The 22,583-nt window shown below is 47.0% G+C and carries 17 protein-coding genes; 10 read left to right on the top strand and 7 right to left on the bottom strand.

The features are described 5' to 3' along the window. The 4 genes from ACFODX_RS00385 to uca all read left to right on the top strand — a co-directional run bounded on the left by ACFODX_RS00385 (position 1) and on the right by uca (position 5,852). Entirely contained in the window at positions 1-786 is a 786-nt protein-coding gene (locus tag ACFODX_RS00385; protein WP_378115504.1) for an ABC transporter ATP-binding protein, read from the top strand. Beyond that, positions 783-1,523, top strand: coding sequence for an urea amidolyase associated protein UAAP1 (locus ACFODX_RS00380; protein WP_378114909.1), 741 nt, complete (start codon positions 783-785; stop codon positions 1,521-1,523). The genes ACFODX_RS00385 and ACFODX_RS00380 overlap by 4 nt, the downstream gene beginning before the upstream one ends. Positions 1,524-1,526: 3 nt before the next feature. Continuing rightward, positions 1,527-2,168: an urea amidolyase associated protein UAAP2 gene (locus ACFODX_RS00375; RefSeq protein ID WP_378114907.1), complete on the top strand. Its 642-nt coding sequence runs from the start codon at positions 1,527-1,529 to the stop codon at positions 2,166-2,168. A 75-nt stretch (positions 2,169-2,243) separates the two neighbouring features. Then, positions 2,244-5,852, top strand: coding sequence for an urea carboxylase (gene uca / locus ACFODX_RS00370; protein WP_378114905.1), 3,609 nt, complete (start codon positions 2,244-2,246; stop codon positions 5,850-5,852). Positions 5,853-5,963: 111 nt separating this feature from the next. On the opposite strand, the gene ACFODX_RS00365 is transcribed toward uca, so the two are convergent. Next, positions 5,964-8,384, bottom strand: coding sequence for a DUF1631 domain-containing protein (locus ACFODX_RS00365; RefSeq protein WP_378114903.1), 2,421 nt, complete (start codon positions 8,382-8,384; stop codon positions 5,964-5,966). A 217-nt stretch (positions 8,385-8,601) separates the two neighbouring features. On the opposite strand from ACFODX_RS00365, the gene nadC reads away from it, so the two are divergent. Further along, complete coding sequence (nadC, locus tag ACFODX_RS00360; RefSeq protein ID WP_378114901.1) at positions 8,602-9,456, top strand: carboxylating nicotinate-nucleotide diphosphorylase; 855 nt, start codon at positions 8,602-8,604, stop codon at positions 9,454-9,456. A 7-nt stretch (positions 9,457-9,463) separates the two neighbouring features. Here nadC and ACFODX_RS00355 read toward each other — a convergent pair whose 3' ends face one another. The 3 genes from ACFODX_RS00355 to ACFODX_RS00345 all read right to left on the bottom strand — a co-directional run bounded on the left by ACFODX_RS00355 (position 9,464) and on the right by ACFODX_RS00345 (position 12,581). Then, the gene (locus ACFODX_RS00355) at positions 9,464-10,267 is read right to left on the bottom strand and encodes a glycerophosphodiester phosphodiesterase family protein (RefSeq protein WP_378114899.1); all 804 of its coding nucleotides are present in this window, start codon (positions 10,265-10,267) and stop codon (positions 9,464-9,466) included. A gap of 54 nt (positions 10,268-10,321) precedes the next feature. After that, complete coding sequence (locus ACFODX_RS00350; protein WP_378115502.1) at positions 10,322-11,839, bottom strand: sulfatase-like hydrolase/transferase; 1,518 nt, start codon at positions 11,837-11,839, stop codon at positions 10,322-10,324. Between the two features lie 82 nt (positions 11,840-11,921). Beyond that, entirely contained in the window at positions 11,922-12,581 is a 660-nt protein-coding gene (locus ACFODX_RS00345; protein ID WP_378114897.1) for a pilin, read from the bottom strand. A 142-nt stretch (positions 12,582-12,723) separates the two neighbouring features. Between ACFODX_RS00345 and pilB the strand changes: the two genes are divergently transcribed. Genes pilB through yacG form a run of 5 tightly spaced genes read left to right on the top strand, consistent with a single transcriptional unit; the run spans position 12,724 to position 17,470 of the window. Beyond that, the gene (gene pilB / locus ACFODX_RS00340) at positions 12,724-14,451 is read left to right on the top strand and encodes a type IV-A pilus assembly ATPase PilB (RefSeq protein WP_378114895.1); all 1,728 of its coding nucleotides are present in this window, start codon (positions 12,724-12,726) and stop codon (positions 14,449-14,451) included. A gap of 3 nt (positions 14,452-14,454) precedes the next feature. Beyond that, positions 14,455-15,732, top strand: a complete 1,278-nt coding sequence (locus tag ACFODX_RS00335) for a type II secretion system F family protein (RefSeq protein ID WP_378114893.1) — start codon at positions 14,455-14,457, stop codon at positions 15,730-15,732. Between the two features lie 2 nt (positions 15,733-15,734). Further along, positions 15,735-16,631, top strand: a complete 897-nt coding sequence (locus ACFODX_RS00330; RefSeq protein ID WP_378114891.1) for a prepilin peptidase — start codon at positions 15,735-15,737, stop codon at positions 16,629-16,631. Positions 16,632-16,647: 16 nt separating this feature from the next. Further along, the gene (coaE, locus tag ACFODX_RS00325) at positions 16,648-17,256 is read left to right on the top strand and encodes a dephospho-CoA kinase (RefSeq protein WP_378114889.1); all 609 of its coding nucleotides are present in this window, start codon (positions 16,648-16,650) and stop codon (positions 17,254-17,256) included. 7 nt (positions 17,257-17,263) lie between these two features. Continuing rightward, positions 17,264-17,470: a DNA gyrase inhibitor YacG gene (yacG, locus tag ACFODX_RS00320; protein ID WP_449244690.1), complete on the top strand. Its 207-nt coding sequence runs from the start codon at positions 17,264-17,266 to the stop codon at positions 17,468-17,470. A gap of 73 nt (positions 17,471-17,543) precedes the next feature. Here the strand turns inward: yacG and ACFODX_RS00315 are convergent, their stop codons facing one another. From ACFODX_RS00315 to secA, 3 genes are all read right to left on the bottom strand, one after another. Then, positions 17,544-18,494 carry a Nudix family hydrolase gene (locus tag ACFODX_RS00315; RefSeq protein WP_378114887.1) on the bottom strand — a complete coding sequence of 317 codons (951 nt, stop codon included), beginning with the start codon at positions 18,492-18,494 and terminating at the stop codon, positions 17,544-17,546. Positions 18,495-18,530: 36 nt separating this feature from the next. Beyond that, a complete protein-coding gene (gene argJ / locus ACFODX_RS00310) occupies positions 18,531-19,751 on the bottom strand; it encodes a bifunctional glutamate N-acetyltransferase/amino-acid acetyltransferase ArgJ (protein WP_378114885.1) in 1,221 nt (406 codons plus the stop codon). A 73-nt stretch (positions 19,752-19,824) separates the two neighbouring features. Beyond that, positions 19,825-22,557, bottom strand: a complete 2,733-nt coding sequence (secA, locus tag ACFODX_RS00305) for a preprotein translocase subunit SecA (RefSeq protein ID WP_378114883.1) — start codon at positions 22,555-22,557, stop codon at positions 19,825-19,827. Positions 22,558-22,583: the final 26 nt, after the last annotated feature.

Raw genomic sequence — 22,583 nt, 5'->3', positions numbered from 1 at the left:
ATGCCGATGATCCAAGCAAAAAACCTGTGGAAAACCTACGGCGATACTGTCGTGCTGGAGCGTTTGAATATCAGCGTCAATGCCGGCGAATTTATTACTATGGTGGGCACATCTGGCTGCGGCAAAAGTACGTTTTTAAAAATGTTGTTGGGCATGGAAACGCCCAGCAGTGGGGAACTATTACTGGACGGCAAAACCATTCCCGATGAACCGGATCAAGCGCGCGGCATTGTGTTTCAACAATACTCGGTATTTCCGCATTTAACGGTATTACAAAATGTGATGATTGCGCGCGAGTTTGAACACTCTCCGCTGTTAGGGAAATTATTTGGCCAACAAAAACGCAAGGTAATGGATGAGGCCAAAGCGTTGCTGGATTCTGTAGGTTTAAGCCACGCCCTCACTCGCTACCCGCACGAATTATCGGGCGGTATGAAACAGCGTTTGGCGATTGCCCAAGCACTTATCCGCAAGCCGCGCATTTTATTATTGGATGAACCATTCGGCGCACTCGACCCCGGTATTCGCGCCGACATGCATCAATTAATTTTAAAACTCTGGCAAGAACATCAGCTCACCGTGTTTATGGTGACCCACGATTTAAGCGAAGGTTTTTATTTGGGCACTCGTTTGTGGGTATTCGATAAATTACGACGCGATAATCAAGCGCCCAGCGCTTACGGTGCCAGCATCACCTACGACTTGCCCATTACCAAACGCACGCAAGAACTACCGCCAGAATTAACCAGCATCACCCAAGCAATAAATAGCGAACCCCAGTCATGAGCAAAACACATTACACCACTACCCTGCCCGGCAATGGCCACTGGTCATTGGAGTTGCGCCGTGGCAGTTTTATGAAAATAACCGACCTCACGGGCGGCGCCAATGTTGGCATGTTGTTTTATAACCCGCGCAATTTATTGGAGCGCTACAACGCGCCCGACACACTCAAGTGCCAACACACATTTAAATTACAGCGCGGCAATTGTTTGTATTCCGACATGGGCAGAATTTTTGCGTCCATCATTGAGGACTATTCTGCAAATGGCACCGGCAATTGGCACGACACTATTTGCGGCAACAGCACCGCGCAAAGTATTGAACAGCAATTTGGCAAACGCGATTACCAGCATGACCGCAATCAGTGGTTGCAAAATGGTTACGACGCTTTTTTAGTCGAGCTGGCCAAATACGGTTTGGGCCGCGCGGATATGGCCGCGAATATTAATTGGTTCAGCAAAGTTATCGCTGACGATTGCGGCAATATCACCCTGGATACCAGCAATCACGCCAAGGGCAATAGTGTCACCCTGCGTTTTGAAATGGATACATTGGTGATCATGCATGGCTGCCCTCATCCATTAAATAAATCCAGCAGTTATCCCTTTACCTCGGTGCAAATTGAATTGGGCGAAGCCGATCCGGTCGCTGAGGATGACTATTGCAAAAATTTCCGCCCCGAAAATCAGCGCGGTTTTCACAACAATCAACTCTATTATTTGGCGGCGAATCCGAGGTAAACCATGTCACTCAAAACCAGCCATTTGCATCCGGAAACGGCAACTGCCCGTCATCATGTTAAAGCGGGCGATTATTTTTTAGGTGAAATAAAACAGGGGCAAATTTTTCGTATTGTGGATTTGGAAGGCAACCAGGCCGCCGATGTATTGTTTTACAACGCCAAAGACCCGAGCGAACGCTACAGTGCAATGGATACCATTCGCACCCAAGGCAATTTGTATTTAAGCGCGGGCACCAAATTAATCTCCAATGCTAACCGCGAGTTATTGGAAATTGTGGCCGACACCTGCGGCCGTCACGACACCCTCGGCGGTGCCTGTGCTACCGAAAGTAATACCGTGCGTTACAGCTTGGAAAAACGCTGCATGCATGCCTGTCGCGACAGTTGGATGCTCGCCATTGCCGAGCACCCGGAATTTGGCATTTGCAAGCGCGACATCACCCACAACATTAATTTTTTTATGAATGTGCCAGTGACCAGCGAGGGTGGCCTCACCTTTGCCGATGGCATATCCGCACCGGGAAAATATGTGGAGCTGGAGGCAAAAATGGATATCGTCATGCTGATTTCCAATTGCCCGCAATTAAACAACCCTTGCAACGGTTACAACCCAACACCGATTGAAGTTATCGTGTGGAATTAAATTTAATTTTTTGAAAGCTTCAATGGACGACCATTGTCGTATTAATCCCAGCGGGACGACCCGCCGGAGCAGAGCATGTTCACCAAAGTCTTAATTGCCAACCGTGGCGCTATTGCCACCCGCATTATTCGCACCCTGAAAAAACTGAATATTACTGCCGTTGCGGTTTATGCTGAATCCGATGCGGATTCTTTACACGTGCGGCTCGCTGACGAAGCTTATTGCCTGGGTGAAGGCGCGGCGGCACAAACTTATCTGAATCGCCAAAAAATCATTGCCATCGCCCAGCAAACGGGCGCGCAGGCCATTCACCCCGGCTATGGTTTTTTAAGTGAAAACGCTAGCTTTGTGGCCGAATGTGAAGCCGCCGGTTTGGTGTTTATTGGCCCCACCGCCGAACAGATGCTCACCTTTGGTTTAAAACACAAGGCGCGCGCACTGGCGCAAGCAGCGGGCGTTCCACTCTGCCCCGGCACAGATTTATTAACCAGTTTGGATGACGCCAAACACGCCGCGCAGCAAATTGGCTACCCGGTCATGTTAAAAAGTACCGCCGGTGGCGGCGGCATAGGCATGCAGTTATGCCAGAGCGAAGCGGATTTAATTAACGCCTTTGATTCGGTTAAACGCTTGGGCAAAAACAACTTTGCTGACGATGGTGTATTTTTAGAAAAATTTATTGCCGCCGCGCGCCATATTGAAGTGCAAGTTTTTGGCGATGGCAAAGGCAAGGCGATCGCGATTGGTGAGCGCGACTGTTCCAGCCAACGCCGCAATCAAAAAGTGGTTGAAGAATGCCCCGCCCCCAATTTGCCGGATGTACAGCGCATTGCCATGCAGCGCACCGCCGAACAATTACTCGCCTCGGTCAATTATCGCAACGCTGGCACGGTGGAATTTATTTATGACGCCAACACACAACAATTTTATTTCCTGGAAGTAAACACTCGCCTGCAGGTAGAACATGGTGTGACCGAAGAAGTGTTCGGTGTGGATTTAGTCGCCTGGATGCTGCGCCAAGCGGCGAATGAACTTGAGGATATTCACACACTGAGCGCAGGCTTATCACCGCGCGGCCATGCCATTCAAGTGCGGGTCTACGCAGAAGATCCAGCGCTGAATTTTCAACCCTGCGCCGGCCTCTTGAGCAAGGTGGAATTTCCTCCATGCAACGAGCAGTTACGCATCGACCACTGGATTGAAAGCGGCATAGAAGTACCGGCCTACTTTGACCCTATGCTCGCTAAAATTATTGTCAAAGGCGAAGACCGCGACCAAACGCTGAAAAATTTGACCCATGCGCTGGATAACACCTATCTCTACGGCATAGAAACCAATATCAATTATTTACGCTGCCTGCTAAAAGATGAAACGCTATTACAGGGCCGCATGACAACGCGCTATTTAAATAGTTTTGTCTTCACTCCTGCGCGTATCGACGTGTTGCAAGGCGGTACACAAACCACCATTCAGGATTTCCCCGGCCGCACCGGCTACTGGCATGTAGGCGTGCCCACCTCCGGGCCATTTGATAATTATTCGTTTCGTTTGGCGAATCGCTTAATCGGCAACAGCGAAACCGCCGCCGGTTTGGAAATCACCCTGCAAGGCCCCAGTTTAAAATTTTATTGCGACACTCAAATTGTATTAACCGGCGCGAGTATCGAAGCAAACATTAATGAGCAGAGCATCGCGCTGTATCAAGTCATCACCATCAAAGCCGGGCAAATTTTGCAGCTGGGGCGTATTAGCGATAAAGGCGCGCGCACTTATCTTGCCGTGGCTGGCGGCATTCAATGCCCTGAATATTTAGGTGCAAAATCCACCTTTACCCTCGGCCAGTTTGGCGGTCACAACGGCCGCGCCTTGCGCACCGGTGATGTGCTGGCGCTGGATGAACAAAAGGTTAATCCAGAAAGTGGCACACCGGTTTTTGATTCGCAATTAATTACCCCCATTAGCAACCATTGGCAGCTGCGCGTTATTTATGGCCCACACGGCGCGCCGGATTTTTTTACTGAACAAGACATCCATACTTTTTTTACTAGCGACTGGGAAGTTCACTACAACTCCAGTCGCACAGGTGTACGCTTGATTGGCCCCAAACCCGAATGGGCGCGCAGCTCCGGCGGCGAGGCGGGCATGCATCCCTCCAATATCCACGACAATGCCTACGCCTTTGGCACAGTGGATTTTACCGGCGATATGCCGGTGATCCTCGGGCCGGACGGGCCATCTCTCGGGGGGTTTGTCTGCCCTGCCACAGTAATTACTGCCGACCTGTGGAAACTCGGCCAACTGCGTGCGGGCGATAAAATTCGTTTTGTTCCCGTCATACTCGCAGCGGCCGTTGCGCTTGAAAAATCGCAAAATGAATCACTGCAGCAACTGCAGCCAACAGGTTGTGATTGGGAAACAACTCGCCCGACATCACCCATTGTCAAACAACTCAGCGCCGCTGAATTTGGTGAAGCGGTGACCTATCGCATCGCAGGCGATCATTTTCTGTTAGTTGAATACGGCGCGCTGGAGCTGGATATTAAATTGCGTTTTCGTGCCCATGCACTCATGCAATGGCTGGAAAAAAATACGCTTGATGGGTTGCGCGAATTAACACCGGGAATTCGCTCACTGCAAATTCATTACGACAACCAGCAAGTATCGCTCACGCAATTATTAGCGCACCTTGAAATTGGCGAGCGCGAGCTGATGACACAACTCGCGCAATTAAGTGTGCCTTCGCGCATCGTACATTTACCCCTGAGCTGGGATGACGAGGCCTGTCAGCTCGCCGTGCAAAAATATATGCAATCGGTGCGCGCCAACGCCCCTTGGTGCCCCAGCAACCTGGAATTTATTCGCCGCATTAACGGTTTGGATTCTATCGCCGAGGTAAAACACATTTTATTTAATGCCTCTTATTTAGTGATGGGACTGGGCGATGTGTATTTGGGGGCGCCAGTTGCCACGCCGATTGATCCGCGCCATCGTTTAGTCACCACCAAGTACAACCCAGCCCGCACCTGGACAGCAGAAAACTCCGTAGGCATTGGTGGCTCCTACCTGTGTGTTTATGGCATGGAAGGCCCGGGTGGTTATCAATTTGTGGGGCGCACCCTGCAAATGTGGAATCGCTATCGCCAAACGACTGAATTTAAACAGCCCTGGTTATTGAACTTCTTCGATCAAATTCGTTTTTATGAAGTGAGCGCCGACGAACTTAAAACCATTCGCAAGAATTTTCCACAAGGCCGCTACCCCATAAAAATTGAAGAAAGTCATTTCAGCCTGAGTGAATATCTGGCTTTTGTTGAGCACAACCAAACATCCATTCAACAATTCACCCAGCGGCGGGAGCAAGCCTTTGATGAAGAACTAGCGCGCTGGCATGCCAATGGCCAATTTAATTATGAGCAACCAGACCAGGTTGAAGAACAGAGTGAAACTGAATTTCCTGAACATGCGATAGGTATCGACAGCCCGGTATCCGGCAGCCTATGGCAAACCCAGGTTCAGCTGGGGCAAGTAGTAAAAGCAGGCGATTTGCTGCTGATTTTGGAGTCGATGAAAATGGAAATTAACATCACCGCTCACTGCGCCGGTAAAGTCACACATTTGTTAAAAACGGATGGCGCGCGCGTACAGGCCGGACAAACGCTGGTGGTGCTGGAACCCTTGGAATAAATAGCACTGACCAATTAGCGCCCACAAAAAAACCGGCCGGCTGCCGGTTTTTTTGTTTGTTTCAGAATGTCAGCGCTCGCGCTTGCAGCACATGAACAACGATACGTTGAACTAACCCAAGCTGCGCTGATCGCGCAGACTACCAATTACCGCTTCCAGGGCGCGGTCGAACAACATACCGTCATCCAATATAGTTAACCGTTTGGTTTGCAAGGCAATCGCCAAACTTTCGCGACTTTCCTCAGCCACTTTCATACCTGAGCGATTCACAAAAATATATTTTCCAACCGAGCGAATAATCGCAGCCAAGCGGCAGCGGTACTTCTCCCCTGCCTCGCCTTGCATTTCAAACCAGGTGCCTTGGGTAATGTTATTGACCAGCGCTAAGTGTTGAGGGTCTGCCACAATGGCTTCAACCACTGGTTCAGCCATTGGCTCAACCTGAGGTGAATCTACAGTTTGCTCAGCAATGGCTGGCGATGGCTGAGTCTGAACCTCATTTACAACAGGCTCGCTCGCAACCACAGCCGGAGCTTCAATTACAGCAGGAGCCTCAACTGCTGGCTGCTCCACAACCGGTGTAATTATCGCTTGGGATCTGGCCTGGGCATCAGCCATAGCCGCTTTCATGCTTGCCGCTTTTGCAGCCATTTCTTGCGCTTTTACAGCGACATCAACCGAGGGTGTAGAAGGTGCAATAGGTTTGGTATCACCACGCAATCTGGCCAAATGAACCATTTCAAGCTGTTTAAATAAATTGCCAGTTTCAAACGGGCTGAATGAAATACTTTCCAAACCAGTGCGCAGTTTTTGTAGCAGCTCAGGCACCAACTTCAATAGTTTTTGGCGATTATCACCCTCCATCGGCGCCACAACACTCCACACCAATTGTTGGGCGGTCAGGGTGCAGCGACGCCACTCATCACTCTCCACGCCTTGTTTAAGCGATGTGATAAACATTACGTTTGCCCAGGCTTCACGCAGCAATTTAGTCACCGCCAATGGCAGATCGCGGCCCTGGGTGATGCGATTTAATTCTGCATCCACCTGCGCACGTGCACGTTCTGATTTTGCTTTACCATCTTCAGCATCAATCGTGCGTTGTTCAAGAATTTGAGCGCGACGTTTTTCCTTGTCCAGATAGGAGCGAAAATCAACCAACAACCGTTCAAATAAGCCAATATCCGTATCGAACTCAGCAACTATGGTTTGCACCATCTCTTCCATTTTCGCGAAGAGCGTATCTTTACGTTGATTCTCCTCGGTGGGTTCCTGCCACCCCAAACAAGCCATCGCCATTTCATTCAACAATCTGCGCGCAGGGTGCCCGCCTTTACTAAAAAATGTTTTGTCCGCAATGGCAACTTTAACCATAGGGATCTGCAAGCGCCCGATAAGCACCTTCATGGGCGCCGCCAGGTTGCGGTCATCCAATATAAACTCAAACATCATACTCACCAGATTGATAACGTCATCATCAACCTGATTAATCGCGGCAGCTGTCTGGGTTTCGTTGCGCAAAAGTTCAGTAAGAAAACTACGCAAGTTGGTAGGCGCGGCAGTATTAGCGGCCAGACTATTTTGCTGCTGTGCAAGCGACAGCATCTTTATTAGATCCTGGGTATTTATTTCTTCGCCAGGAACCTGATTGCGTGGCGCACGGTTACTGCCCAGCAAGTTGCGCAACTGGTGTAAGACCTGCTGCGTTTGATCATCGTAATGGCTCAAACCAGCTTTTAATTGCGCAGTGAGACCATCGCCAAAATTATCAGCATGAGAGGCTGTGTCAGGGCGCTTTACCGGGCGCAACTCGGACTTGAGAGAAGGCAATATATTGGCGTCAATCAAGGTCTGATTGAGCACCTCAAAAAGTTTGCCCAATTTACCCATCATCACGTTGTCAAATATTTTGTACATCACCAATTTTGCTTTGAGATCGATGCTTAACGATTCAGCCGCATCAGTAAATGCACTGCAAATAACATCAACACCCAGCGGATTATTTTTTTGATAAACCTTGGTCGGCACCAAATGATCGATACGCAAAGTGAGGTGCTGGATTAGCTCGGCAAACTGTTCATTGGCCTTGTTCACCATACCTTCAATGGCAACCATTTCTTCCAGTTCGTCATTTTTTACAATCGACAACTCGTCCAGCGCAACAGCCCGTTCTGCGGAGCGCTTTTCATCTTTATAAGCCGTTGGATCTAACAGCCGTGCAAAACTGATATCGATGGTGCGAAAAAAAGAGTTTTCAATAGCGCGACGGCGGATACGAACTTCGCGCATGGAATCAAAAAAGATGTTTTGATCCTGATTGTTGTTGGCCTTGTCCGCCAGCTCAAACATGGCGTCATCAATACGATCAAATAGTTCGCGAAGATGCAACTGCAGTTGCTGGCGAGCCTTGTCACGCAACGCGTGAATGGGCGCTGGCAGGCGCGCTAAAACCACTGGCTGGTTAACCGGGGCGGGGCGATCAGGAACTAACTGAACCACCTTATTGGTATCTGATTTCATCTGTTCGCTCATGGTGAATTACCAGAAAAGTAAACCTCTATGCGAGAAGTATAACGAAGCAAAAGACACATCAAGCGGGCAAATGATAAGATCGAGAGACATATCACAAATGGCTATAACCATACCTTTGGCTTACCCCTTTTAAAGTTCCTTTTGGAATTAGCGGATGTTTAGGGCGCCAAAAAGACGATTTATTAGCCTTTTCTGGCCATTTTTTGGACACCCCAAAATGACTTCACCACACAAAATCCAACCGGAAACCCTCAGCGCCGACATTCAGCAATCTGTCGCCTTTGCATTACAAGAAGACATAGGTTCGGGTGACATTACCGCCAAGCTCATCCCCGCTGAAGAATATGCAAGCGCAAAAGTTATTACTCGGGAAACCTGCATATTTTGCGGTAGAGCATGGGTTGAAGCGGTGTTTCGGCAGATAGATCCAGAAGTGCGTATTGACTGGGAAATTGACGACGGGCAACTGGCGCAGGCCAATAGCACCCTGTTTACCCTGCATGGAAAAGCCCGCAGCCTGCTGACCGGAGAGCGCACTGCTTTAAACTTCGTGCAAACCCTGTCAGGTACTGCCACCAGTAGTCACTTCTTTGCCCAACAAGTCGCACACACCAAGGTGAAATTATTGGACACCCGCAAAACTATCCCCGGCCTGCGCACCGCGCAAAAATATGCCGTGGCTTGCGGCGGCTGCCACAATCATCGCATCGGCTTGTACGATGCATTTCTAATCAAGGAAAACCACATCGCCGCCTGCGGCAGCATCAGCCAAGCAATTACCAAAGCCCATGAAATCGCACCGGGCAAACCGGTTGAAGTGGAAGTAGAAAATTTTGCGGAATTAGAAGAAGCACTAGCTGCCGGTGCCGACATCATCATGCTGGATAACTTCACAATTGAAGACATGAAAAAAGCTGTTGCGATTAATGCTGGAAAAGCAAAACTGGAAGCGTCAGGAAATATCAATGAACAAACATTGGTACCAACAGCAGAAACAGGGGTTGACTTCATTTCTATTGGCGCCCTGACTAAACATTGCAGGGCAGTGGATTTGTCGATGCGGTTTTTATAACTGCACATTACATACAATCAATTGAGGGATCTAATGAGTCTGTAAATACTTCCCGCACTTGAAGCGTATCTTTTAAAATACACATTAAGCGCTTGTCATTTATGGTATGAACATATACCGGGATTTCGAGACGACTGGATCGCAAATCATTAAGCAGTCCACTATTAATACGCTGCATACCAACAGATATTGCTATTGGTTTTGAAATTTTTTTAAGTTCGCCAATAACACTACTATTTTCACCATCAAAACGATACAAGGCCCAAATAACACGATCAAAACCTAACGATCTTACCTTGCTGAAATCATTAGGTTGAAAAACTTGTGGAATAATGCGGTTTCTCAGCTTTGGATACTCTTCACTTATGCTGGCCAAGGCGATCAGTTCATTTTGTTTTATGTCGGCTATCAATGTTGCATCACTGTGCTCACTTAGCCAACTCATCAAGCTTTCTTTGACGCAGGGAGTAAACAAGTGCTCTGAATAAGCATCCAGATACTCATCTCGTGTCGGAGTGTGATCCGACCATAAAACTTGTCCTTTTTTACTCCCCCATCGATGAGCACACACCAAAAACCCATCTTTGGTGTAGTTCAAATCTATTTCAAAATAACGATACCCGCTAGCATAACTAGCAGTTAATGCATGTAGACTATTGGTGAGTATCATTCCATGAAACTGCCCGCCGGCATGGGCAATACGGCTAGCCTCAAAAGCCGGCCCCCGCAATAACAGACTCAACAAAAAACACACCACAAAAAAAAATGTAGTAAAAAGAATTACTATCGATACACGAAAGAATGGACTCACAGTTGGAATTTCCTCGATGGAAACTGCCAATCCATTAACAGTTAAAGTTAATAATTACTCTTCTGCGTTTTCTTTCCACAACTTCCAAAATTCGGCGCGCCATAACACAAGCTGATCAAAAAAAGACTTTTCACCAAAGGTTTCCGTCAGAGTCTGCAAATTTTTATTCCTTAAATCTCTCCCTAAGCCATAAGCATCAATATCGTAGCCAAGAATATTTAACACCGTGGGTGAAATATCCAAGGTTGTTGCATGGCGTTTGATTACTTGTGGGGCAATATTTTTATCAAAAACCATCCACATGTTGGTGCGATCAACCTGATCAGGTAATAAACCAACTTTGTTTTGCATCATAAAATGATCTGATGCAACAAATATCGTTATGTCGTTGGCTTTTGGTGAGGCCATAACCTTAAGCAGAAATTCAGCAAGCAGCTTATCCGCACAATGCACAGCATTAAGCATCTCATTGGAACCGTCACCATATTTTATGTTGCTGCACGCCGGTGTTTGATGGCCAAGAGGCGAATGAGTATCCAAAGTGAGCATAAAAAAACCATAAGGCTCATCTCTATTACTTATTTCATCCCATTTTTTATAAGTAAGTGTGTAGAGATCATCATCAAAGACGCCCCATTTGGATTTGGGCAATTCGCGGCCAGCATATGCATCTAACTCTGCACCGCCCATAATTTCATCAAACCCATGATCATCATAAAACCCCCCCTTATAAGAGAAATTTAAACTGGCCCCCCCCATATACGACAAATGATATCCAGCCTCTGAAAGTATATCTCCCAAACAAATAGAGCCTGGCAATATTTCATCCACGACCGATATGGTATTTCGCCCCTCCTTATAGGTAGACAACGGAAAACCACATTGACTTGCAGTCATGCCCGCAATAGTCCATCCAGTCATAGGAGCCTGACGAATACCCTCTACCCGAAGCGCCTGTTGCTCTAATGATTTCATGTGTGGCATCAAGCCGGGAAAACGAGTTTCATTAAAGAAAGTTCGCTCGAGGCTTTCTGCATATATATAAATAAAGCTCTTTTTACGTTCGGGATGAACCTTGGGTGGTTCACTTTGAATATAGGATGAAAGTTCGCGCGCACTCTCATTTAAATATAATTGCTCAATCATTCTCTGTGTATCAGACACAGCGGGGTGAATTATCAAACTGACAAAAATGGCGAGCCAACCCACTAACGCCATGAACGATCGAAAAAAAATTGTTCCTGACGGGAAGAAATATTGGTGCGATGCAGACCAACGCTTCGAGTAAAAACGCCAAATTATTAAAAGCGATAAAAGTACCAGCGGAACCAAAAACAAATATGGCCAGAACTGTAACAATACCTCAAAGTCAATGAGATAAATTATGTGAAACACTGCGGCATCATTTATGCCGTTACCCGAGAAATGATCGCAGACCAAGTAAAATGCAGTTATCGTCATCACCAACATGCAAGCGATAAGCACAAGCTTGGCTACAGGTTTGTATCCTGGATAAAAGCGAATTACAACCAGCCCCAACAAAAGCAAGATCAAACTTGGGTAGAGAAACATCAGTGCCACAAAAAAACCTCTTATAAATAACCAAAAAAAACACCGCCTAAGCGGTGTCTTTTTCAAACTAGAATACTATGAATTACTCTCTGCATTGAGACGGCAAGTGTTTAGCAGTAACTGTAGTTGCGTCAACACCCTGAACAGTCAACCCAGTAGGCACTAGAGCACGACCACAAATCCAGCTGATGTCTCCTGAACCCGAAGTAGCAGGACGCAGGGTAAGAACTAGAGTATTTAACGCGGCGTTGGTCGCGCGATCATTGGTATTATCATATGTGATTGTAATAACACCATCTTCGCTAACAACACTCCCAACGAAGTTACCTTCGATAGTACCACTGATACCTAAATCGGCGTTATCTGCTGGCCACTCACCACGGTTAGCATAATGCTCAGAGATAGCAGCTTTTAAACCAGCCGCCAAAGTTGGGCCTTCAGCTACCTGAGAACGGATGGTGTAGTCTTGGTAGGCGGGCAATGCAACCGCAGCCAGAATGCCGATAATCGCTACAACGATCATCAATTCAATTAAGGTAAAACCTTTTTGTAGAGTTTTTTTCATTTTAGAGCTCCGATTATTTAACAAGTTAGAAACACACATCTGGATAAAAGCAATGAGAATGCCAACACTGGCAAAGCTACTGAACATGCCACCTCGAGCTTTTATCTTGTGACCAACATCACAAAACAATGCTTTCTGCAAAATGCAATATAGACACGAATCGAAAACAACTGACATTTTTTGTCATTCATCTGTGTTTTCGACAGCACATCCCCCCAAGTAGCAGATTTCAGGATTGGTTAGCGTGTTATTAGGTGCTAGAGTTCAATTCATATAAAAATTGCATACCATTTGAAATCAGCGGTTAATGGCACTAATTATGAACAACCCGTCCCCTATTGCGCTAAACGGTTTGGCTCGCAGGCTTGTTGCAGACAATATTTTGGAGGCAGAACTGGCAGCCAAGGCCGTCGCCCAAGCCAAAAAAGATAAAGTCACACTTGCCCAACATCTGGTGAATCACGCCATAGTAGATGCGCGCACCTTGGCATTGGTAGCTGCAGAAGAGTTCGGCTCTCCCGTATTCGACCTGAATGCATTGAATAAGGATTTGATTCCGCAAAAGTTGGTAGATGAAAAGCTGATTCGCAAGCATCACACCCTACCTATAGCTCGACGCGGCAACCGTTTATTCCTTGCCGTCACAGACCCTACCGATTTACATGCCCTGGATGAAATTAAGTTCAATACAGGTATAAATACCGAAGCAGTTTTAGTGGAGGCAGATAAGCTTCAAATTGCCATCGAAAAGTACCTAAACGCCCAAGAGGAAACATTGGGAGGTGCGCTGGGAGATCTGGATGAAAATCTGGATGATCTGGATGTGCAGGCGGTGGGCGATACCCCCGCACAGGAAGATGCCAGTGAAGCTGATGAAGCGCCGATTGTTAAGTACATTAATAAGGTATTGCTGGATGCAATTAAAACCGGCGCATCGGATATTCACTTTGAGCCTTACGAAAAAAGCTACCGCATCAGATTTCGTACAGACGGTGTTTTGCATGAAGTTTCTCGTCCGCCGGTCAATCTTGCCTTTCGTATGGCGGCGCGTTTAAAAGTCATGTCGCAAATGGATATCTCAGAGCGACGCTTGCCGCAGGATGGCCGTATTAAACTCAAGGTATCCAAAACCCGTGCAATTGACTTCCGCGTCAACACACTCCCTACCCTGTTCGGTGAAAAAATTGTACTGCGTATTCTTGACCCCAGCTCTGCCAAGCTTGGTATTGATGCTCTGGGTTATGAAGACGACCAGAAAAAACTCTACCTAGACGCGCTGGCTCAGTCGCAAGGCATGATATTGGTAACAGGCCCCACGGGTAGCGGCAAAACAGTGTCGCTTTACACGGGCTTGAATATTCTGAATACCAGCGAAGTGAATATTTCTACTGCCGAAGACCCAGTGGAAATTAACCTGGAAGGCATTAACCAGGTACAAATGAACACTAAAGTCGGCCTTACTTTCGCGGAAGCACTCCGCTCCTTCTTGCGCCAAGACCCTGACGTGATTATGGTGGGGGAGATTCGCGACCTTGAGACAGCTGAAATTGCGATTAAGGCATCACAAACCGGCCACTTGGTGCTATCGACTTTGCATACCAATTCAGCACCGGAAACCTTAACGCGTCTGTTAAACATGGGAGTTCCTGCTTTCAACGTAGCAACCAGCGTGAGCTTAATTATTGCGCAGCGTTTGGCCAGACGTTTGTGTACTGTTTGTAAAAAGCCAGCCACAGACATTCCTGCCGATATTCTTACCCAAGAAGGCTTTGATGAGATCAAGATTCCGCGCGCCGAGTTTCAACTATTTCACCCAGGGCCAGGCTGTGAAAAATGCAATGGCGGTTATAAGGGGCGCGTAGGTGTATATGAAGTGGTTCGCATCACCCCATTAATAGCCAACCTTATAATGGAAGGCGGCAATTCACTGCAAATCGCCCGCGCCGCTAAAGAAGCGGGTTTTAATAATTTACGGGTATCTGCATTGCGCAAAGTCGCAATGGGATTAACCAGCCTCGAAGAGGCCAACCGAGTCACCAAGGATTAATCCATGGCACTAACTACAACCAACAAAACAGCTGCCGCAAGCAAAAGTAAAGCCGCCGCCAAGCCAAAACAGATTGCTACCAGCAATACCTATGTCTACAAAGGTATTGACAAAAAAGGCAATAAAATTCAAGGCGAGATTAATGGCGGCAGCCCAACCATTGTTAAAACATTACTAGCCAAACAAGGAATTACTGTCCGCTCAGTCTCTAAAAAGCCAAAACCTTTGTTTGGCTCCAGCGGGAAGGCGATTAAACCTGCAGATATAGCGGTATTTTCTCGTCAAATGGCGACCATGATGAAAGCAGGTGTACCGTTAGTCCAAGCTTTTGACATAGTGGCAGATGGTCTCGAAAATCCTAATCTGAAAAAGTTGGTCTTACAGATCAGGGACAGCGTGGCGGCGGGGGGAGGCTTTGCAGCCTCTTTACGAGAGCATCCAAAATATTTTGACGATTTATTCTGCAACTTAGTGGATGCAGGTGAGCAGTCAGGCGCACTTGAAACAATGCTCGACAGGATCGCAACCTACAAGGAAAAGACAGAAGCACTGAAGGCAAAAATTAAAAAGGCAATGACATATCCTATAGCTGTAGTTGTAGTTGCGGTTATTGTCACGGGAATCCTACTGGTAAAAGTAGTGCCTCAATTTGCTCAAACTTTTAGCAGTTTTGGTGCAGAACTACCTGCATTCACACTTTTTGTTTTACATCTTTCCGAGCTTGCTCAATCTTATTGGTTTTTAATTCTTATAATTACTGTAGCGTCAGTCTTTTCACTTAAACTTGCAGTTCAGCGCTCTCCAAAATTTGCATATATTGTCGATAAATACATACTCAAACTTCCTATAATCGGGCAAATAATCTATCTATCTGTGATGGCGAGATTCGCAAGAACACTTGCAACCACCTTTGCTGCAGGCGTACCACTTATCGACGCATTAACATCAGTATCTGGCGCCGCTGGCAATAGAATTTACTCAGAGGCGATAATTAGAGTGAGGGAGGATGTCTCTACGGGTATTCAGCTCAATACAGCTTTAAAAGCAAGGTCAATATTTCCAACGCTTCTCATTCAAATGTCGGCTATTGGTGAGGAGTCTGGTGCTTTAGACGCGATGCTAGACAAAGTAGCAGTTTATTATGAAGAAGCTGTAGACAATATGGTTGATAGCTTAACTTCTTTGCTGGAACCCCTCATTATGTCTGTGCTCGGTATTTTAGTTGGCGGGCTTATGATCGCGATGTACCTACCGATATTCCAACTAGGTCAGGTTGTATAACAGTGTCTATTGTCCCTGCTCTGCAAGCCTACCCGTTATTGGCTATGGCATGTGCACTAACCCTAGGCTTACTCGTTGGCAGCTTTTTGAACGTAGTAATTTTTCGCCTCCCTAAAATGATGGAACGCGATTGGCAAAACCAGTGTAGGGATTTTCTAGCTAACGACACCGATATAGCCAAGCTTCCTGAGCAAAATGAAAAACAAGAATCATTTAATTTAATGGTTCCTCGCTCTCGCTGCCCAAGCTGCGGACACCAAATCCGCGCTTGGGAAAATATCCCTGTGATCAGTTATCTCGTACTCGGTGGCAAATGTAGCCAGTGCAAAGCGCATATCTCCTTGCGCTACCCAAGTATTGAGCTTGTTACCGGTATTTTATCGGTGATTGTAGTCGCCTATTTTGGCGTGAGCTGGAATGGCCTTGCGGCACTGGTATTGAGCTGGTCATTGATCGCATTAACGATGATCGATATAGACACCTATCTACTCCCTGACGACATCACCTTGCCCTTGCTATGGCTCGGATTAATACTCAATTCCGGCGGTATGTTTACAGATTTGAGCAGTGCCGTTTGGGGTGCAGTTGCAGGCTACATGTCACTTTGGTTAGTTTACCAAGGCTTCAAACTAGTAACGGGTAAAGAGGGCATGGGTTTTGGTGACTTTAAACTGCTCGCTGCCCTTGGAGCCTGGATGGGTTGGCAAATGTTGCCACAAATTATTTTGCTGTCGTCACTCGTGGGCGCAATTCTTGGCGTGGCGATGATGGTTATTCGCGGCCGAGATAAAAACATCCCTATTCCTTTTGGACCTTATCTTGCGATAGCCGGCTGGATTGCTTTTATCTGGGGCGACACCATCAACCAAACCTATTTGAAATTATTTGTTGCACCTTAGCCTAAGGAGTTTGCGCATGATTGTGGGCCTTACAGGTGGCATAGGCAGCGGTAAGTCTCTGGTGGCAAGCCGATTTGTAAACCATAAGATCACAATCGTAAACGCCGATATATTAGCTCGTGATGTGGTAGCCAAGGGTAGCCCTGCACTTGCTGAAATCTCCCTGCATTTTGGTCAAGATATTCTGGATGCAGAGAGCAATCTCAATCGGCGTAAACTGCGCGATATTATTTTTAACTCACCCGCAGAAAAACATTGGCTTGAAGCCTTATTACACCCACTCATCAACGCGGAAATTCGCCGCCAACTCAAGGCATCAACTAGCGATTACACCATTCTGGAATCCCCTCTTCTGTTGGAGACAGAACAATACAAGCTAGTCGATCGTATTTTGGTGGTCGATGCTAGCGAACATATTCAAATTGAGCGTGCAAGCCAACGTGACAATAGCGACCCGCAACACATAAAACAAATTATGGCTACACAGCTAAATCGTCAGGAACGCTGCGCGAGAGCGCATGATATTATCCAAAACCATGGCAGTATCGACGAACTTTATCAGCAGGTAGACAAACTGCATCAGCTTTATTTGGAAATTACCCAGACCCAACACACCGATAACTAATCCACTTATGCAATCGACAGACCAAATGACAGACTTTACCACATTGCAGCTTATGTGCCCAAGCTGTAAAAAAAACGTGCTATGGAATAACGACTTTCCTCACCGTCCATTTTGCAGCGACCGCTGCAGGCTTATTGACTTGGGGGAATGGGCTAGCGAAAACCATCGAATCGCTGGTGATGATTTGGTAATCAACACTGAGGAAGAGCATTAACGCTCAACCATGGTCTGCGCGAGTTGCTTCAGAACCTACCGATATGGTTTGTGTTTGAGCCAGATACCCTTCACTACCACCACTCTCTAATGCTGGCGACGCCTTGCGCACCATGTTTTCTGGCCTCTGGCAAATCAGCCGCTACAACACCTCCCAACGCATAAACTGGCACGTTTGCAAGCTCAACCAGCTTGGAAAAACTAATCCAACCCAGCGGAATCGCATCAGGGTGTGATGAGGTGTTTTTAACAGGCGATAACAGGAGATAGTCGGCCCCTATTGACTGAGCGTGATGAATTTCCTGCTCATTGTGGCATGACACTCCCAGTAAAATATCAGCACCCACCGGGCGCTTATCTAAACTTGCAGCCTCATGACGATTTAGATGAAGACCGATATGCCCGGGAGATAATTCCTGAATCCGGGTGAACAGCTGTGGAGAAGTATTTATTTGCAGCAGCGCTTTGCGAGATAGGGTTAAGTCAGCGAGCCGTTGCACCAAGCTCTGATGCTCATGCGGCAAGAAATTAGGAATGCGCAGCTGCAACAGGCCTGCACCCGCATCAATTGCGCGCGCCGCTTTCATCAAGAACTCTGACTCATTGAGCAGTGGGCCACTGATGGCATAACAGGATGGCAAATTAATCGCGGAAATAATCGGGCGATTGGCGGCGGGAAATTCATACTGATAAAGTTGCGAGCGATTAACCCACTGAATAGGCTGCCCCTCGTTGCCGCAAGGGACGCCAGAAAAATCAGTGATTGCATGAACATCCAACAATACCGATTTATCAACATAATGATGGCGAATTTGAATGAGGGGCTCGCTCGCCAGTACTGCGATGTTCAACTCTTCGCGCAATTCACGAGCCAGCGCTTGAGTGACAGTTTCGCCGGCATCAACCTTACCCCCAGGAAACTCCCATAAACCGCCCTGATGAACGGTATCTGGTCGTTTGGCGATAAGGATTCTGCCGTCTGTACCATAGATCACGCCTACAGCAACATGAACTAGTTTACCCACGATAACACCTGTTCTTGATTATCTATTCCGTAGCGATTAGGAACGATAGTCAGCGTTGATACGCACGTATTCGTAGGACAGGTCTGTGGTCCATACAGTTTCCGCATATTCACCGCGACCAAGATTAATGTTAATAGCGATTTCCGCTTGATTCATCACTGCCTGGCCCTGGGCTTCGGTATAACTTTTCGCCCGACCGCCATGCTCTACGATAAGAGTATCATTCAAGTGCACACGCACTTTGGTTGCATCCAAATCGGGAATACCTGCATAACCTATGGCAGCTACAATCCGCCCCCAATTGGGATCGGATGCAAACAAAGCCGTTTTGATGAGCGGCGAGTGAGCGACCGCATAAGCCACATCCAGACACTCATCTCGATTAGCCCCGCCACTGACCGCTACAGTTACAAATTTGGTTGCGCCCTCGCCATCACTCACAATACTTTTTGCTAGATGAACATGTGCTGCAAAAATTACCGAGCGCAATTTTTCATAAAGCTCACCCTCAGCCTCGTTAACCTCAGGCAAATCTATTTGGCCCGTTGCGATCAAAATGCAGGAGTCATTAGTTGATGTATCGCCATCAATGGTGATGCGATTAAAAGATTTGTCCGCCGCCTCACGCGCAAGTAATTGCAGTAAAGGCTGGGCAATTTTTGCATCGGTGGCGATGTAACCCAACATGGTCGCCATATTGGGCTTGATCATGCCCGCCCCTTTGGAAATTCCGTTAACGGTGATGGTTTTTCCCTGATGCTCAAATTGTTGGCTGAATCCTTTTGGGCGAGTATCGGTAGTCATAATCCCCGCGCCGGCGTCTTCCCAGCCGTTGATGTCAACTTTGGACAATGCCTCAGGAATAACCGCTGTAATTTTCTGCACAGGCAAAGGCTCACCAATGACTCCCGTGGAGAATGGCAATACCTGTTCTGGTTTGACACCAGCAAGCTCTGCAATTGCAGCACAGGTGGCTTTAGCATCCAATAAACCCTGCTCTCCAGTGCAGGCATTCGCGTTACCCGAATTGATTACCAAATAGCGGATAGGCGCTTGAGCTAAATGCGCCTTACAAACAGTTACCGGAGCTGCACAGAATGCATTACGAGTAAACACACCTGCGACACTACTACCCTCCGCCAGCTCAAATAGAACAACATCACGACGCCCTACTTTTTTTATACCCGCACTAACAGCGGTCAATTTAACCCCTTGTACAGGGTGCATATGAGGAAATGGATAATCGCCAACAGCCATAGCATTCGCTCGCTAAAAATTGTTTGTTTTCAATTCAGGCAAAAATGCCTAAAACCGCATTAATTCGATAACTTTATTCAAGCGCACCATGGCAGCTTTTAAATTTTTTCCCTGAACCACAGGGGCAAGGATCATTGCGACCAACTTTTCGCCCCTCTCTAACAACAGTTGCAGGAGTGCGTGGTGCCTGTGGCTCGCTAGGCTCACCCAAGCCGGAAAGTTCATCGTGACGAAGCTGCATTTTTTGTCGCGCCAACTCTTCGCGGCGCTGATTTTCCATTTCCTCCATTTGCTCGCGCGAAATTGGTTCTACACGTGCCATCAAGTAAATGGTTTCACGCTTAACAGTCATCAACAAACTTTGAAATAATTCAAAGGACTCACGCTTATATTCCTGCTTGGGGTTTTTCTGAGCGTAAGAACGCAAATTAATACCCTGACGAAGATGATCCATAGTGGCAAGGTGATCTTTCCACGCATTGTCCAACACCTGCAGCATCACCTGTTTTTCAATTTCCAACATGATGTCGCCAACTCGCTCGCACTTGGCGTCATAGGCACCTTGCACCTCATCAAGAATTTTCTTACGCAAGGTTTCTTCGTGTAGACGATTATCTTCTTCTAGCCATTTAGAGATGGGCAAATGTAAACCAAAATCCATTTCGATTTGTTTTTCAAGACCAGCAATATCCCACTGATCCTCAATGGATTGTGGCGGGATAAACCCATTAACCAGATCCTCAACTACCTCGCCACGAATAGCAGTAATGGTGTCGCGAATAGAGTCAGCATCCAACAGTTCGTTGCGCTGATGATAAATAATCTGACGCTGATCGTTGGCAACGTCATCAAATTCGAGCAATTGTTTACGGATATCAAAGTTGCGCCCTTCCACTTTGCGCTGTGCCTTTTCAATTGCGTTGTTCACCATACGATGCTCAATCGCCTCTCCTTTTTCCATGCCCAACGCTTGCATGAAATTGCGCACACGCTCTGAAGCAAAAATGCGCATCAGGTTATCTTCAAGGGATAAATAGAAACGAGTTAAACCCGGATCTCCTTGACGTCCTGCGCGTCCGCGAAGCTGATTATCGATACGGCGCGATTCGTGACGCTCGGTGCCGATAATATGTAAACCACCGGCTGCCAATACGGTTTCATGACGCTGCTTCCAATCGGCTTTAATAGCCTCGATTTGTTCCGGTGTCGGATTCTCCAACTTGGCAACATCAGACTCCCAGCGCCCACCCAGAACGATATCGGTACCACGACCAGCCATATTGGTTGCAATAGTTACTGCGCCAGGGCGCCCGGCTTGAGCAATGATTTCCGCTTCTTGGGCGTGGAATTTAGCATTGAGTACCTGATGCTTAATGCCTGCTTTAGTCAAACGCCGCGACATTTCTTCCGAGGTTTCAATCGATGCAGTCCCTACCAAAATAGGTGCATTTTTGGATTGGAATGCTTTAATGTCCTCAACGATGGCCTGATATTTTTCTTCCAGCGACAAATAAACTTTGTCGTTCATATCCAAACGCTGAATCGTCCTATTAGTTGGGATTACTACAACATCCAATCCGTAGATTTCACGAAATTCATAGGCTTCCGTATCCGCAGTACCTGTCATACCGGAAAGCGTTGGATATAGACGGAAATAGTTTTGAAAAGTCGTGGAAGCCAATGTTTGGCTTTCACTTTGAATCGCAACGCCCTCTTTTGCTTCAATTGCTTGATGCAAACCTTCAGACAAACGACGCCCAGGCATAGTGCGGCCGGTATGTTCGTCAATTAAAACAACCTGACCTTCCTGCACTATATATTCAACATCCAAATGGAAAAGTGCATGAGCGCGCAGCGCGGAATTAACATGGTGTAAGAGCGCCAAGTTGTTAGCTGCATAGAGATTTTGATCGGGTTGCAATAAACCCGCTCTAATAAGCAAATCTTCTACGTGCTGATGACCATCTTCAGTCAGCTCTACCTGGCGGGATTTTTCATCAACCGTAAAATCGCCAGGCTCGGAAATAACGCGACGATCGCCATCTTCGCCATTATCAACTTGGCGCTTTAATTTGAGCACCAACTGATTCATGCGCTTATAGAGCTCAGAACTATTTTCGGCAGCACCTGAAATGATCAGTGGAGTACGGGCCTCATCGATAAGGATCGAGTCAACTTCATCGATAACCGCAAAATTTAATGGACGCTGTACTTTATCGCGTTTGCTCAACGCCATATTGTCGCGAAGATAATCGAACCCATATTCATTGTTAGTCCCATAAGTAACATCGGCAGCGTATGCCGCACGCTTTACTACCGCTGGCTGCATAGACTGAATGACACCAACAGTCATACCCAAAAATTCATATAAAGGCATCATCCAGTTAGCATCACGACTGGCCAGATAATCATTGACTGTAACAATATGCACACCCTTTCCTGCAAGAGCATGAAGGTAGCTTGGTAACGTAGACACCAGGGTTTTACCTTCACCGGTACGCATCTCTGCAATTCGACCTTCGTGCAGCGTCATACCACCAATCATTTGCACATCGAAATGACGCATCCCCAATACACGGCTACTTGCTTCACGTACTACAGCAAATGCTTCTGGCAGCAACTGATCCAAAGATTCGCCCTTACTGTAGCGGTCGCGGAATTCTGTTGTTTTGGCTTTTAATTGCTCATCACTGAGCTTTTGTATCTCAGGCTCAAGTGCATTAATGCGCTGCACTACTTTGCTCATGCGCTTCAACTCGCGCTCATTTTTTGAACCAAAAACTGCTTTTATTAACTTACCGATCATGATGGATACCGTAAAAAACTAACAAC

The organism is Cellvibrio fontiphilus (assembly GCF_042646205.1).
Taxonomy (GTDB): domain Bacteria; phylum Pseudomonadota; class Gammaproteobacteria; order Pseudomonadales; family Cellvibrionaceae; genus Cellvibrio; species Cellvibrio fontiphilus_A.
The sequence above is the reverse complement of the archived record's forward strand: the minus strand, read 5'-3'. Positions and strand labels throughout refer to the sequence as shown.

Excerpts from the sequence above, each read along its gene's own strand:
- ACFODX_RS00385 (WP_378115504.1), top strand. The coding sequence starts at position 1 with ATGCCGATGATCCAAGCAAAAAACCTGTGGAAAACCTACGGCGATACT.
- ACFODX_RS00380 (WP_378114909.1), top strand. The coding sequence starts at position 783 with ATGAGCAAAACACATTACACCACTACCCTGCCCGGCAATGGCCACTGG.
- ACFODX_RS00375 (WP_378114907.1), top strand. The coding sequence starts at position 1,527 with ATGTCACTCAAAACCAGCCATTTGCATCCGGAAACGGCAACTGCCCGT.
- uca (WP_378114905.1), top strand. The coding sequence starts at position 2,244 with ATGTTCACCAAAGTCTTAATTGCCAACCGTGGCGCTATTGCCACCCGC.
- ACFODX_RS00365 (WP_378114903.1), bottom strand. The coding sequence starts at position 8,384 with ATGAGCGAACAGATGAAATCAGATACCAATAAGGTGGTTCAGTTAGTT.
- nadC (WP_378114901.1), top strand. The coding sequence starts at position 8,602 with ATGACTTCACCACACAAAATCCAACCGGAAACCCTCAGCGCCGACATT.
- ACFODX_RS00350 (WP_378115502.1), bottom strand. The coding sequence starts at position 11,839 with ATGTTTCTCTACCCAAGTTTGATCTTGCTTTTGTTGGGGCTGGTTGTA.
- ACFODX_RS00345 (WP_378114897.1), bottom strand. The coding sequence starts at position 12,581 with ATGTCAGTTGTTTTCGATTCGTGTCTATATTGCATTTTGCAGAAAGCA.
- pilB (WP_378114895.1), top strand. The coding sequence starts at position 12,724 with ATGAACAACCCGTCCCCTATTGCGCTAAACGGTTTGGCTCGCAGGCTT.
- ACFODX_RS00335 (WP_378114893.1), top strand. The coding sequence starts at position 14,455 with ATGGCACTAACTACAACCAACAAAACAGCTGCCGCAAGCAAAAGTAAA.
- coaE (WP_378114889.1), top strand. The coding sequence starts at position 16,648 with ATGATTGTGGGCCTTACAGGTGGCATAGGCAGCGGTAAGTCTCTGGTG.
- yacG (WP_449244690.1), top strand. The coding sequence starts at position 17,264 with ATGCAATCGACAGACCAAATGACAGACTTTACCACATTGCAGCTTATG.
- argJ (WP_378114885.1), bottom strand. The coding sequence starts at position 19,751 with ATGGCTGTTGGCGATTATCCATTTCCTCATATGCACCCTGTACAAGGG.
- secA (WP_378114883.1), bottom strand. The coding sequence starts at position 22,557 with ATGATCGGTAAGTTAATAAAAGCAGTTTTTGGTTCAAAAAATGAGCGC.